This is a genomic window from Pseudomonas subflava (assembly GCF_023823685.1).
GTDB lineage: Bacteria > Pseudomonadota > Gammaproteobacteria > Pseudomonadales > Pseudomonadaceae > Aquipseudomonas > Aquipseudomonas subflava.
Map to the genome: position 1 here is coordinate 249,345 of NZ_JAMXBF010000013.1, position 12,751 is coordinate 262,095.

The following is a 12,751-nucleotide window of genomic DNA, read 5'->3' on the forward strand; positions in this document are numbered from 1 at the left end:
CTCGCTAAGACAACTCGAAAGCTGACGCTCGGCGCTCAAGCGAAGAGCAACCGCCCCAGCGCCCGTAGCGTCTTGGCGTTCCAATGGCGCAGGGGAAGTTGCCGTAACAGCTCGCGAGCGAGCGGCTTGTCCTGGCGAGCGCATTTCAACAGCATCGAATTCAGAAAGCGCGCACAGACCTGTGGATAGGCAGGATGGTCGGCGAAGCGCGCATAGGTCGCCATGACCGTCTCGATCATGAAGCGCCGGTTCTTGTAGGTATTCGCGCCATGCACGCGATACTGGGCCAACACGTCCGGCAACACATCGATGAAGTAACCCGCCTGCGTAATCTTGAGTTCGATCAGCAGATCCTCCAGACGAATGCTGGGATCGAAGCCGCCGACCCGCTCAAGCGCCTCACGCCGAAAGAGCAATGTGGGCGCCGGCGCGCCCGCCTGATCGCCGCAAAACACGGCATCGAAATCCAGCCGACGGAAGGCTCGCTCACGGTCTCGTTTCGACAGCGAGGCTCCGTTACCGTCGATATGGGCGATGTTGCCGGCACAGATGCCGACCTCCGGCTTGTCTCGCATGTAGGCCACCTGGGTGGCGAGGCGCCCGGGCAGCATCACGTCGTCGGAACCGAATGGCGCAATCAGGCTGCCGCGCGAGCGAGCGATGCAATCGTTGAGCGTACGTGCAAGCCCCTGGTTGGCCTGGGTCCGGAAGTCAAAACCGTGCGTGCGCTGCAGCGCCTGGATACGTGCGACGCTGTCGTCCGTGGAGCCATCGTCGACCACCAGCAGCTCTATCGGTGCGTAGGCTTGAGACAGGACGCTCTCGATCGCCGCTTCGATGTAGGGAGCATGGTTATATGAGGCGATGATCACGCTGACCAGAGGTTGGTCAGACATCACGGCGCTCCAGCATCCGCTCGATCAGCTCGCGATAATGCCGCCGGAAATCTTCGACCGCATGTGAACCGCGCAGATAGTCGTATGCGCGCCGGCCCATCGCCTCGCGCGCCTCGGCAGGCTGGCCGAGCATGTTGCGCAGCTGCCGCTCCAGCGAGGGAACGTCGGCAGGCTCGAACATCAGGCCGCCACAATCCTGGAGGATCGGCTTCAGGCTATCGATGGATGCCCCCATGACCGGGAGTCGGCCACTCATACCCTCCAGCAGCGCAAGCGGCAGCCCTTCACTCAGCGACGGCATGATGAAGATATCGAAAGCCTTCACGTATTGCAGGGCGTCATCCAGTGTACCCGGCAGGTGTACGCGGCCCTGCAGCCCTTGCTGGTCGATGCAGGCTTGCAATTCGGCGCGGCATCTTCCGTCACCGATGATAACGAGCTGTGCCGCCGGGAACTCCTGCTTCAGGCGGGCAAACGCCTCCAGCAGGTAGATATGCCCCTTGACCGGCACGAGGCGGCCTATGGTGCCGACGATCAACGCGGATGCCTCCAGCCCCAAGCGCGCACGGGCCTCGCCGCGGTCCAGCTGCAACGCCTCGGACCGCTCGATATCGATGGCGTTGTTGATCTGGACCGTATTGCCCGGCTCCATTCCACAGCTGGAACCAAGCAGATCTTCCCTGACCGCCCGGGAAACACCGACGAAGCGCCACTGCCCGGTCAACAGACCTCGCGTCACCCATTGGCGATAGCGACGGTCAAACTCGCCCAGGCCATGCAATACACCGACGCAGGCGGGGAATCTCAAGACCCGGTTCAGCAGCATGAGCAGGTTGATAGGCTTGAAACGATGCCCGATCACAAGATCGTAATCGTTTTCCCGACAGTGCCGGTATAGCGCCCACAGCACTCTGAGACGCATGCCCTTGGTCGCCGCCTGGCTGAAGCCGAAATACACGGAACGAGGCGCACAACTGTGCGGTTCATCGGCCGAGGGGCGCCCGCGCAGGAAGGCGGTGGTGACTTCATATCGCTCGCCAGGCAGCGCCTTGACGATCTGCTCGGCCAGGTCGGCGGCGCTGACGTTGTAGCGATTCTGCAGCTGCAGCACTTTGAAACGGCGCGTCATGAGGGCCGCCTCCGGCTCCGCAAGCCCAGCAATATGCGTAGCGCTTTACGTGTGTAAGTCCAGCGCAGCAGCACCCGGGGATCCGCTTTCAGGGCGTCACGAAAGAACTTCATCGCCTCTGCGTTGCGCTCCGCAGTGCTGAACAGGCGAAAGAGCGAGAGGCAACGCTGAGCGTGATAGCGACGCCGCAGGTGCTGGTGATCTGCCGGCATCCGCCGTTCCGAAAACACCTCATCGACCAGCTCGACGCCGGTTTGCCGCGCGTAGTCGAGATTGCGCCGCAAGCTAGTGGGATGCTTGTAGATCGCCGCCATCGGCGCATTCAGCACCGTGCAGGGGAAACGTGCCAGCACCTGCGCGAACACCGGGATGTCCTCGGCATTACGAATACGCTCCGGGTACACCCCCGCGGAGAATACCTCTCGGTGCATGGCACAAGCGCCATTGCACAGCGAGAGGGTCTTGTCGAACAGGTAAGCTATTAGACGTGCATCGGGCGTAGCGGGCAGTTGCCCCACGGGATGTTCGAACTTTCGCCCGTCGAAGGCCACAGAGTGATGACCGGCGATGACCATTCTGGTGTGCGGCTGCTGCGAGATATGAAGACTCAAGGCAGCCAATGCGCCGGGCAGCATTTCATCGTCGGCATCGAGAAAAACGAGGTACTGGCCACGAGAAGCAGCTATCCCGTGATTTCTCACCGAGGCCAGACCGCCGTTTTCCCTATGCAGGGCAGTGAAGCGGTCGCCATACAGGTCCCGCAGCTCGGCAATCACCTGGCGAGTGTTATCCGTGGAGCCATCGTCGATGACCAGCAACTCGGCATCGGCATCCGACAGTTGCGCCATCACCGACCCTACCGCTCGCGGCAGCACAGAGGCGTAGTTGTAAGTCGGAATGACCACACTGATCAGCTTATCAGCCATTGGCTACCTAACGCTTAACGCAATAACAGGTCGGTATTCAAAGACGCCTCAGACGTCAGCCTGAACAGGCGGCTGCTCATCATCCAGCCCCATGGCGTGAAGCCGCGCATAGTATCCATTTGCCGCCAACAATTCCCCATGGGTACCGCGCTCGACGATTCGCCCCTGGTCCATCACCAGTATTAGATCCGCCTTCTCGATGGTCGACAGCCGGTGCGCAATAACCAGCGTGGTGCGCCCTTCCATGACGGTATCCAGCGCACTCTGGATATAGCGCTCGGACTCCGTATCCAAGGCCGAGGTCGCCTCGTCCAGAATCAACAGCGGCGCACTCTTAAGCAGGGCACGTGCGATAGCCAGCCGCTGGCGCTGACCGCCCGAGAGCATCACGCCATTTTCGCCCACGACGGTATCGAAGCCCTGCGGCAGGCGGTCAATGAATTCGCTGGCATAGGCCGACTGGGCCGCTTGCTCGATGGCCTCCCGCGGCAGATCGCGCAGATCTCCGTAGGCGATGTTGTTGCGCACCGTGTCGTTGAACAGTGATACCTGCTGCGTCACCAGAGCGATGTGCTTACGCAGGTTCTCGGCGCGATAGTCTTCGACCGGGGTTCCATCGAGCAGGATCTGGCCATCCGTGTGCTGGTAGAAGCGGGGTATCAGGTTGGCCAAGGTCGACTTGCCGCTGCCGGAACGGCCGACCAGAGCGACCATCTGCCCCGGCTCCACACTGAAACTGATGTCCTGCAGAACGACCTTCTCGGTGCCCGGATAGACGAAGCTGAGATTGCGCACCTCGAGCGTTCCGCGCACGTCACCCTTTTCGACAGTTCCAGAGTCGGGCTCTGGCGTTTCATCTAGCTGCTCGAAGATGCTTTCCGCGCCGGCCAGCCCCTTCTGAATCGTCGAGCTAACTTCGGACAGCTGACGGATCGGCTTGGGCAGCAATCCGGCCGCCGTGATATAGGCCACCAGATCACCCACGCTCGCATCCCCACGCAGAAAGAGCACCAGGAACATCAGGAATGCCATGGCGGCGTAGTTCACCAGCTGCAGAGTCGGGGTATAGATTGCGCTGGTGCGGGTCATACGCAGCTGTTTGCGCGTACTGTCCTCGCTCGCCTCGCGGAAGCGCTCGCGTTCATAGCGTTCACCGCCGAAGCTGCGTACCACTCGATAATTCTGAATGGTTTCCGACGACACATGGGTCAGCTCGCCCATGGCGCTCTGAATCTTGCGGCTTTGGCTGCGGAACTTCTTGCTCGCGCTCTTCACCATCAGTGCGATCAACGGCAGGATCGCCACCATCACCATGGTCAGCTTCCAGTTCATCCACAGCAGATATCCGAACAGGAAAACGACCGTCAGCCCCTCCCGCACCATCACCTTCAAGGCATCCGTCGCGGCTCCGGTGACGGAGCCCACGTTGTAGGTGATGCGGGAAATCAGATAACCCGTGGCATGGTTGTCGAAGTAACGGTTAGGCAGCGTCAGCAGATTGTTGAATAACGCGATACGAAGATCCTGCACCAGACCGAGCGACACGCGAGCGAGATAGTAGCCACCGAGAAAGGACCCTATCCCCTGCCAGACGGTGATCATCAGAAGCGCGAGCGGCACCCCGTAAAGCAGGTGGACGTCGCCCGCTAGCGGCAGATCGACCGCAGCCGCCTGCGGGTCGGCCAAACCGTCGACAAAATACTTGAGCAGACCGGCCAACATCGGCTGAGTCGACGCAAAGATGATGTAGCCGACCATGCTGACCCCGAACATCAGCCAGTAGCGCTTCATGTAGCTCAGCAAGCGCATGTAGAGCTTGAAGCTGGAGAGGGAGGACTGATTAACGCGAGGATCAGACATGAGACACTGGCTCTGGAGCGAAGCACGCAAGTGTATCACTCGGACCCCGGCAGCCAAATTAAATGAGGGCCAGTGCCCCATGCCTCATTTTCCAATGAACAGCCTCGGTCGCCCAGCCCTACCGAGGCAGGTGCAGTTCCTGAGGCGGCCGCCATCTCGTCGGCTTTACCAGGAGGACTTCGTCACGCCACTCCGCTAGCAGTGCATGCGCATCGAATGTCGCTACACCTGCGTTATCGAGATAGGCTGTGGCGGCTGCGTTCATGTCCGAGTTGCCTAAACCCAAGGCACGTAGGCGCAACATAATCTTCTTGAAATCCTCGATGCCTCCGGCTTCCGTAAACGCCACTGAGCGTTCGAAATCCAGCACATAGGCTTCCGTGTCAATCAAAAAGTTATACGGATTGCAATCGCCATGAGCGATACCGAGGGCATGCAAACGCCCCAAGAGCGCTAGCGACAGGCACGCACCCGACCGCAATTCCTGGCCGGCGAGGGTGGCCAATGGCACTCCCGGAAGGTGGCGAGTCAACAGCAAGCTCTCGTGGAAGCCGGGACGATGGGACTCGGTATACATGAGGGGCTCGGGAGACGGATAACGAAGCTCATGCAGCTTGGCTAAGACGGTCGCCTCGTCAAACAGTGGAGAATGGTATGGCTTGCGAAAGAGTCTCTTCCACCAAGGCTTCATTGACCTACGATAGCGCTTGACGAAGACCGCCCCGTCCTCACCATGAATCTTGGCAACGGCCCTGCCCGGCGAGAAATCGACCAGTCCTTGAAACACCTGGGTCAACGCCCGAATCTGACTCTGCCCTAAATCATCTTTTTGAAAAACAACCAACTTCCCCACACCTAAGCCCTTTTATATTATGAATCTTATTGACGCGTGACGCTTGCAGCGCAGCGATGGCAGGAACCTTTGCATCATGTACGAACTTTACGCCAAGACAAAAGAAAACTTAAGACTCGCCAGCCATGGCGGATACGACATTTGTAACCCAACCGCGGCATTGCTGGCGCATATTTTCTTCGATCACCGACCCGTTAGAAAGAAAATCCGCCGCGCTCTCAAGTTGATCACGCTCACTCCGCGGTACAGCTGCCGGGATACGTTAAAGGGGGACGCTTTTATCTGGCATTGCGACAGAGAGGATCAAGCGCAACTCGCACTGAGCATCGCCAAGGAAATTTCCCGGAAGAAAAAGCTAAACATCAACTTCCTCCCTGACATCAAGAAAGACTCCTGCAAGTCTTTGGATTGGAGAGCCATGGGTGCGGCACTGAGGATCACACTTCAGTGCAAACAATCACTACTCGAGCGCATTTATATCTTTTGCGCACTCTGCCACAGCATAAAACATGTAAAAGCTATAAAAGAGGCAAAAATACTCGACCGATTAACCTCCGTGGTAAGCTACAACAGCGCCAATATTCCGGAGTGCTTTCTAGTCAATATGTGCCGGCAGCGGGACATCAAGACCTATTCACTACAGCACGGCCTCTATCACCGTTATCGCCATGAACGCCCTATCGACATCATTAATTATGACAACGTCACTGCGCAGGAACTGCTTGTTTGGAGTGATTTCTGCCGTAACGAAATAATGGAATTTCATCGTGAGTTGGGCAGAACACCTGAATTCAATATAACCGTAGCCGGCTATATCAACTCTATCGAGCGTAGTGCACCTATCAGCAAGTCGCACCAATCCGACTTGACCCGAATCGTTTGCCTACTGCCTGGCAAGCGTTATGTGCAAGATTGTACTGCTCTACTTCATCTACTGCGTGATCTACCGAGCGACTATGAACTCACGATTCGCCTGCACCCATTGCTGGCAGACAGTCGTGAAATCAGAGAAGCACTACCCCGCAATGCGATACTGGATACCAACGAGACGCTGGCACAAACACTTACCCAGCAACGATACGATCTGGCAGTAGGCTTCAATACGACCAGCTTGTTCGAGGCGACGCTGTTCGATATCCCCTGCGCGCTTTATCTCGCGCCCAGCCTGAATCTCGAGGTGGGGGATCTGCCCAACTTTTCCAATGTCGAGCAACTGATCGCGCTGGCTCAGCACCCTGTCTCGACGCAGGCTCTCGCCGACTTTGTCTTGGGCGCGTCCATATTTCGTTATGCAGACATCATTGCTGCAGACGGCAATTAACTCAGGAGGAACCTGAGCGCAAAACGCCACTGGGAGGGATATCGATACACGCCAGAGGCCTTGAGCCAGCGGAGACGCAGCGGCAGCGGCAGGCGCGCACGCCTGAGCAGGCGCAACCAGTAGCGCACGGCGAGAATTTCCTTACTACGGCCGTTTTTGATTGCTCCGCTCACGCCTGCCGGAAAAGGGAAAGGTGGGCTGGCCGCATAATCCAGCGCCTTTGAAGCCCAAGCCTCGCCGAAGCTGCCGAGGGAAAAATGCAGAAGATCGACGTCGTAGATCACCGCGACCTTAGCTGCCTGGGATACCCGCAGGCTGAAATCGACATCGTAGAAGTGAAAGCCCTTGCGGGCCTCATCGAAGCGAACCGCGGACCAGACAGAGCGCCGGACGAGCATCCATACGCCATCGATCGCCACGACGGGAATACTGCTCGCGTCCGCAAGGGCTTCTGGCTTGCAGAATCCCGTCACCGCAGCTTCGCGGCTCGAGCCGTGAAGGATGTTGATGCAGATATCGCGCTTATCGCCACAGTGCCAGCCGGACGGCACTTTCGCCTTGTATCGGCTCCCCGCGAGACCGACCAGCCCGAGATCCGCATCGGCAGTGAAATGAGCGAGCGCTCGCACGCCCCAACCCTCACTCAAAAATTCGACATCCTCGTGCACGAAGCAGATGAAGTCGTAGCTCGCACTCGATGCACCTTCGTTATACACCTCGCACAGCCCGCGCCCCTCGACTCTGTTGTCTATGGCGATAAGCTCGTGTTCGACGCCGATAGTCGAGGCGATATTGGCAGCGACGGCCTGCAGGCGCTCGGGTTGCACGCTGCATATGACGATTGATATCAAGCAGAGCCTCGTAAAGCGCGATGAACGATCATTTGATTTTCTTCAAACCCAAATAATAGAGCGGAAATTTCAGGTAGAGCTTGAGGCGCTTACGCAGCAAATAGCTCCAGCTTCTTCCTTTCCACTTTTCTTCAAATATGTATTTGGCGCGCTTTGTCATCAGCCACTGCCTGGCGGAAGTGTGGGTTGCCAATGTTCGGCTGTCGAGATGGTCGACGACGGCCGTTGACACCAACGCATGTTTGAGACCGTGGGATTGAAGCGTCAGCGCATAATCATCATCGGCGTACCAGAAATAGAATCGCTCATCCAACTTACCGATGACATCCAGCAAGCTGCGTCGGAAAACGAGGCACCAACCGGATATTTCCTTCAGGACTCCATAGCCATAATAAAGCCCGCTATTCAGCGGGAAGCCACTGGGGGGATGGTGCCGGGAGCAGACTGGGCTCGCACTGACCAACTGCCGGTCTTCCGCAAACGCCTTGAGCAGACTCGACGCCCATCCCGGATGAAATTCCAGATCGTTATTGCAGATCGCCACAAAAGCACCGTTACCCGCGGCGATGCCTCGATTCATATAACGGTGGTAATTGAAGGGAGGCGGTAAATAAAGCGTCTCGACGCGCTCGAAGTCGTAGACCGGCGATGCATGGTTGGACTCGATGACCTTGACCCGAAACTCGATCGCAGCAGGATCTTCCGAAGCCAGAAGCGTGCGCAGACAGTGTTCCGTCATGCGTCGAAGCTCGTCATTCTTGGCGAAACTCAGGATGACCACGTCCATGACAGCCGGGCTGCTCTGCGAATCAAGCATGGCGTTTCTCCACGGCATTGCTCTTCTTCAACAGCAAGTGCCTTATCCGTTTCAATAGCTGCTTGTCCCAATACTTGAAAGGCACCTGACGCAGCAGGCCCCACGCATAGGGCTTGTCGTCGGTGACCGCCATCCGCAGCGCCTTGGTAATCAGCCTGGCCTTGGCCGAACCGTAGGCCGGATGTTCCCGATAGGCCTGGATGACCTGCAGACCGTAGTCGTATTCGGACTTGTAGTTCTTGGACAAGCTGTTGGCATGCTTGCGGTAGAGCGTTACGACATCGGGAAGGATATCGACGAAGTAGCCCGCCTGCGCCACCTTCAAGGTCATCTGGAAATCCTGCACCTTAATGGTGGCGTCATAGCCTCCCACCGCGACCATCGCGTCGCGTCGATAAACCGCGATATTGCCGCCAACCACCAGGGCAGCCGCCAAGGCCTGAGCGAAATCGTAGCGCCGAACGCCCCGCTGCTTGTCCTTTTTGGGCAGCACAGCGCCCTGCTCGTCTATACGAATCGCAACGCCCCCGAGGCAGCCCACCTCCGGATGTTCGCTCAGGTAGGCGGCCTGCAGCGCCAGCCGACCCGCCGGCATCACATCATCGGCATCGAATGTCGCGACAAACACGCCTTGCGCCAGTGCGAGCCCGGCATTCAGCGCGGCACTGACGCCCTGGTTCGCCTGCCTGACGAAGTGCAGGCGACGCACCCTGCTCGAACCTTGACAGGCCTGCAAGGTGTGCTCGATGACCTGCACGCTCTCGTCCGTAGAGCCGTCGTCGACGACGATCAGCTCGAAGTTCGGATAGTCCTGCTCCAGCACGCTACGCAAGGCTTCCCCTACATACGAGGCGTAGTTGTAGCAAGGTACGAGGACCGAAATAAGCGGCTCGTGGGCATTCATTGAACCCTCTCCTCGACCGGCAACGCTCGCCAACCTTGCGGGCCAATCTGCCAGGCGTCCGCCTTGGGCAGGCCCGGCGGCCCGAGCAGAACATCTGGCGATACGCCCTTCCAGGCACTGTTCTTCCAGACCATGAAATGCAGATAAGGAAGCTCGGTGCCCCCTTGCTCACTGTTGGTCAGGCGACCCTCTCGAAAGAACCAGGTTTCGGGCACCACTCGGCGCCCGTCCTCGTGCAGGGTGTAGGTGCTGTGGGCTTCCATGAACTCGCTTTGCCGGTTCCAGGTGTTGAAGCGGGCCGCGAAGCGCTGCAAGGGCTCGGGCCAGTTCTTGTGACGGATGAAGATACGGCTGAAGGCGCCCTCGTCCAGTGCCTGATGAGCCTGATCCTCGTAGCGTTGCTGCCAGCGCGGAATGCGGCGAAACGCATTGATCATGCGCGGCGTGTTACGCAGCAGGCAGAGGTGCCCGGAAATTCGACGCTGATGGGTGGCGAACAGATCCTTGCGACTTAGGCGATCCGCCGTGAAGTACCGACGAAGATCCCCGTAAACGACATCGATATCGCCGAACGCCCAAAAATCGTATCCCGCCAGCGCGTCGGCATGCACTGCCCCTAAAGCAGGCTTGATGTCGCACAGCTTGTAGGGGTCACGAGGCCGGAAGTCGATGCCCAGGCGCGCAGAGACCAACTCGCAGTACTCGTCGAAGCCGATGCGGGTGAATTGCACATTGCCGGGCGCGTCATCGGGGATGGGGCAGTCGGTGAACAAGAGCCAGTCGATGCTGGGGTTGCGGCGACAGCTCTCCAGAAAGAATTCGAACCAGAACGGCCAGCGGCCGAAATAGGGGATGAGGAAGCGGATGCTGGGGGCGCCGCCTTCCTGAGCGTGTTGCTCCTTCATTCACAAAATCCAGATTGATCCATGAGTTTCTTCACGGCCGGTAGCGCCCAAAACTGCTGCCTGACCGCCCTATCTGAAAAGTGCTCCGTCAGACGCTGCCGCATCGCCTGGCGGATCTCTCGAGCCCCCTCGGGCGAGAGCCGCGAAAGCTCGATCAGGCATTCGGCCAGCTTATCGGGGCGCCCCAGCGGGAACAGCGAACCGACGCCTTCGGCCACTTCGCGACCACCACCACAGCTCGTGCAGATGACCGGGACCCCTGCCACCATCGCCTCGAGCAGCACCATGCCGAATGGTTCATGATCCGAACTCAGGGCGAACGCATCGAAGGCGCGGAAGTATCTGCGAACGTCAGGAACCTGCCCGAGAAACACCGTGCGTTCTTCAATCGAGAGATCGGCAACCAGGCTTTTCAGCGTCTTTTCCAGGCGCCCTCTGCCGGCTATCGCCAGTACGCTGTTCGCAGGCAGGCTCGGCAAGGCCGCGGCGAATCCCCTGATCAACGTTGCCTGATCCTTGTCAGGATGCAGCCGCCCTACGTTGCCGACGACCCAGGCATCCTCGGGCAGGCCCAGCGCGAGACGCGCTTCCCGCCGCTCGACCAGATGCATCTCGGCGCCTGCCACATCGAGCCTGTTGTAGAGGGTGGCAACTCGGTCGATCAGCCAGCCGGGCAGGCAGGTTCGGATGTCGTCACGCACCGCATTGGAGACGCCGAGCAGCGTCAGCCGCTGGCGGAACAGGCGGGCGAATATCTGGCGGACACGTCGACGATACACCCCGAAGGCATGGTTCACGGCGATGACCGGCAGCCCCGTGGCCAGACAGGCCACATAGGTAGGCTTGAAACGGTGCGCGATGCACAGTGTGAAGCTGCGCGAGCGGGACAGACGCCGGATGTCGCGAATGGCCCGCAGCTTGAGACCGCGCATATCGCGCGAGTCGTAGCCGAGAAAAACCACCTCATCGGACGCCGAACCTTTTTCGACCACGGCATCGGCGCGCCCAGTCAGGTACACGGTTAGCACCTTGTACGGCGTGCCGGAAAACAGACTGGCATATTGGCGAGCGCAGTCCAGAAACGGCCCGTCATAGCCATGACAAATCTGCAGAATCCAGGACTGCGTGATATTGCTAGCGCTCATTGTTGGTCTGCGTTGCTAGCGTTCATGGAAGAAGACTCTACTGCTGATGGGAGTGGCTGACGGCTGCGACTGTTAGGGTGGCGGCCACCCTGTGATTCCTCGCGAGCTGCGCCATCGCTCCGAACATCTCAGCGGCTTTCTCCCTGCTTTCCCTAAGAAAGCGCTCAATACCGGCGAGTTCAGCTTCGCTGAAGGCCATGCCAGCACTGCCGGACAGCGCCCGCTCGTAGGAAGGCTGCAGGCGGCCAGCCAGCCCGGCCTGCGCCAGCAGCGCCTCGATCTTGTGGGTATTGGAAGGCAGGGCAAAAAAAGGCGTGCCGGTCACCAAACACAGGGTTACCAGATGGAAACGACCGGTAATCACACCCTCCGAGCGCCCCAGCAGTGCCAGGAAACGGTCGGTCGACAACACGGAATAACGCCAGCGCAGCCTGTCGATCAGAGATTTCGGCAGGTCGGCGGGATAGCGGTAGAAATAGCTCGCGACGATCCGCTTGTAGGATTTGAGGCGTTTGCGCAGGCTGCGCATCAGATAGAAGTCGAAACCTCTACCCATCTGCAGGGGCGCCACGGTACGAATGCTGACGTAGCGCAGCTCTGGGTTCGCAAGCTTGGCTTGCCAGGCCTCGCGCAACCGCTCGACGATGACACTACCGTTGACCAGCACTCCCCGACGCGACCGCCCTGCCGGCGTGTGCTCGTAGGAAAGAGTCAGATCGGGCACGACCTGCGCGGCGACCCCTACTTCGGCCAATGCCGCCTGGCTCATCGTGTCGCGCATGTACAAGGCGGTAAAGCACGGCGCGTCTGCGTTCAGCTTGACGTTGTTCTGCCAGACCGAATTGATCAGAAAGCAGGGGACGCCCTTTTCCTGGCAGTAGCGGGCCAGGGCGCCGTAACGCAGCGCCAGCGGAGCATCGTCGTGCATCGTGCCTTCACCATTGACGATGCAGAGATCGGCGGCCTGGATATCCCGCTGCAAGTCCGGGTCCGTCTGCCAATCGTGATACATCGGACATGCACGCTGGATATCGATGCCCGCGCGCTCGGCCAGCGTGAATATCTGCCGCATCACCAGCTGGCAGCCGTGATGCCCTTCCGAAGAAGTGTCGTTGAACAGAATCGCCTTCAGTCGGGCCATCGG

At 59.1% G+C, this 12,751-nt stretch carries 12 protein-coding genes; 1 reads left to right on the forward strand and 11 read right to left on the reverse strand.

From position 1 onward, the window contains the following. Positions 1–35: 35 nt before the first annotated feature. The 5 genes from NF616_RS18335 to NF616_RS18355 all read right to left on the reverse strand — a co-directional run bounded on the left by NF616_RS18335 (position 36) and on the right by NF616_RS18355 (position 5,664). Positions 36–896: a glycosyltransferase gene (locus NF616_RS18335; protein ID WP_252274981.1), complete on the reverse strand. Its 861-nt coding sequence runs from the start codon at positions 894–896 to the stop codon at positions 36–38. After that, entirely contained in the window at positions 889–2,025 is a 1,137-nt protein-coding gene (locus NF616_RS18340) for a glycosyltransferase (protein WP_252274983.1), read from the reverse strand. Before NF616_RS18340 ends, NF616_RS18335 begins: the two co-directional genes overlap by 8 nt. Next, a complete protein-coding gene (locus NF616_RS18345; RefSeq protein ID WP_252274985.1) occupies positions 2,022–2,951 on the reverse strand; it encodes a glycosyltransferase family 2 protein in 930 nt (309 codons plus the stop codon). The genes NF616_RS18340 and NF616_RS18345 overlap by 4 nt, the downstream gene beginning before the upstream one ends. 48 nt (positions 2,952–2,999) lie before the next feature. Next, positions 3,000–4,811, reverse strand: a complete 1,812-nt coding sequence (gene msbA, locus NF616_RS18350; RefSeq protein ID WP_252274986.1) for a lipid A export permease/ATP-binding protein MsbA — start codon at positions 4,809–4,811, stop codon at positions 3,000–3,002. 118 nt (positions 4,812–4,929) lie between these two features. Further along, positions 4,930–5,664 (reverse strand): lipopolysaccharide kinase InaA family protein, encoded by a 735-nt coding sequence (locus tag NF616_RS18355; protein ID WP_252274988.1) that lies wholly within the window; start codon positions 5,662–5,664, stop codon positions 4,930–4,932. A gap of 76 nt (positions 5,665–5,740) precedes the next feature. Here NF616_RS18355 and NF616_RS18360 point away from each other — a divergent pair, with 76 nt between their 5' ends. Beyond that, a complete protein-coding gene (locus NF616_RS18360; RefSeq protein WP_252274989.1) occupies positions 5,741–6,985 on the forward strand; it encodes a hypothetical protein in 1,245 nt (414 codons plus the stop codon). Here the strand turns inward: NF616_RS18360 and NF616_RS18365 are convergent. The 6 genes from NF616_RS18365 to NF616_RS18390 are packed head-to-tail and all read right to left on the reverse strand — an operon-like array spanning position 6,982 to position 12,748. Then, positions 6,982–7,836 carry a glycosyltransferase gene (locus NF616_RS18365; protein WP_252274991.1) on the reverse strand — a complete coding sequence of 285 codons (855 nt, stop codon included), beginning with the start codon at positions 7,834–7,836 and terminating at the stop codon, positions 6,982–6,984. The two genes, NF616_RS18360 and NF616_RS18365, sit on opposite strands and share 4 nt — an antisense overlap. 28 nt (positions 7,837–7,864) lie before the next feature. After that, positions 7,865–8,653 carry a glycosyltransferase family 2 protein gene (locus tag NF616_RS18370; RefSeq protein ID WP_252274993.1) on the reverse strand — a complete coding sequence of 263 codons (789 nt, stop codon included), beginning with the start codon at positions 8,651–8,653 and terminating at the stop codon, positions 7,865–7,867. Further along, positions 8,646–9,557 carry a glycosyltransferase family 2 protein gene (locus NF616_RS18375; protein WP_252274995.1) on the reverse strand — a complete coding sequence of 304 codons (912 nt, stop codon included), beginning with the start codon at positions 9,555–9,557 and terminating at the stop codon, positions 8,646–8,648. Before NF616_RS18375 ends, NF616_RS18370 begins: the two co-directional genes overlap by 8 nt. Continuing rightward, on the reverse strand, positions 9,554–10,462 hold the full coding sequence (locus tag NF616_RS18380; RefSeq protein WP_252274996.1) for a DUF6625 family protein: 909 nt from the start codon (positions 10,460–10,462) through the stop codon (positions 9,554–9,556). The genes NF616_RS18375 and NF616_RS18380 overlap by 4 nt, the downstream gene beginning before the upstream one ends. Continuing rightward, positions 10,459–11,607 carry a glycosyltransferase gene (locus NF616_RS18385; protein WP_252274998.1) on the reverse strand — a complete coding sequence of 383 codons (1,149 nt, stop codon included), beginning with the start codon at positions 11,605–11,607 and terminating at the stop codon, positions 10,459–10,461. The genes NF616_RS18380 and NF616_RS18385 overlap by 4 nt, the downstream gene beginning before the upstream one ends. A gap of 37 nt (positions 11,608–11,644) precedes the next feature. After that, a complete protein-coding gene (locus NF616_RS18390; RefSeq protein ID WP_252275000.1) occupies positions 11,645–12,748 on the reverse strand; it encodes a polysaccharide pyruvyl transferase family protein in 1,104 nt (367 codons plus the stop codon). Positions 12,749–12,751 lie beyond the last annotated feature (3 nt).

Excerpts from the sequence above, each read along its gene's own strand:
- NF616_RS18380 (WP_252274996.1), bottom strand. The coding sequence starts at position 10,462 with ATGAAGGAGCAACACGCTCAGGAAGGCGGCGCCCCCAGCATCCGCTTC.
- msbA (WP_252274986.1), bottom strand. The coding sequence starts at position 4,811 with ATGTCTGATCCTCGCGTTAATCAGTCCTCCCTCTCCAGCTTCAAGCTC.
- NF616_RS18345 (WP_252274985.1), bottom strand. The coding sequence starts at position 2,951 with ATGGCTGATAAGCTGATCAGTGTGGTCATTCCGACTTACAACTACGCC.
- NF616_RS18340 (WP_252274983.1), bottom strand. The coding sequence starts at position 2,025 with ATGACGCGCCGTTTCAAAGTGCTGCAGCTGCAGAATCGCTACAACGTC.
- NF616_RS18385 (WP_252274998.1), bottom strand. The coding sequence starts at position 11,607 with ATGAGCGCTAGCAATATCACGCAGTCCTGGATTCTGCAGATTTGTCAT.
- NF616_RS18360 (WP_252274989.1), top strand. The coding sequence starts at position 5,741 with ATGTACGAACTTTACGCCAAGACAAAAGAAAACTTAAGACTCGCCAGC.
- NF616_RS18370 (WP_252274993.1), bottom strand. The coding sequence starts at position 8,653 with ATGCTTGATTCGCAGAGCAGCCCGGCTGTCATGGACGTGGTCATCCTG.
- NF616_RS18375 (WP_252274995.1), bottom strand. The coding sequence starts at position 9,557 with ATGAATGCCCACGAGCCGCTTATTTCGGTCCTCGTACCTTGCTACAAC.
- NF616_RS18335 (WP_252274981.1), bottom strand. The coding sequence starts at position 896 with ATGTCTGACCAACCTCTGGTCAGCGTGATCATCGCCTCATATAACCAT.
- NF616_RS18390 (WP_252275000.1), bottom strand. The coding sequence starts at position 12,748 with ATGGCCCGACTGAAGGCGATTCTGTTCAACGACACTTCTTCGGAAGGG.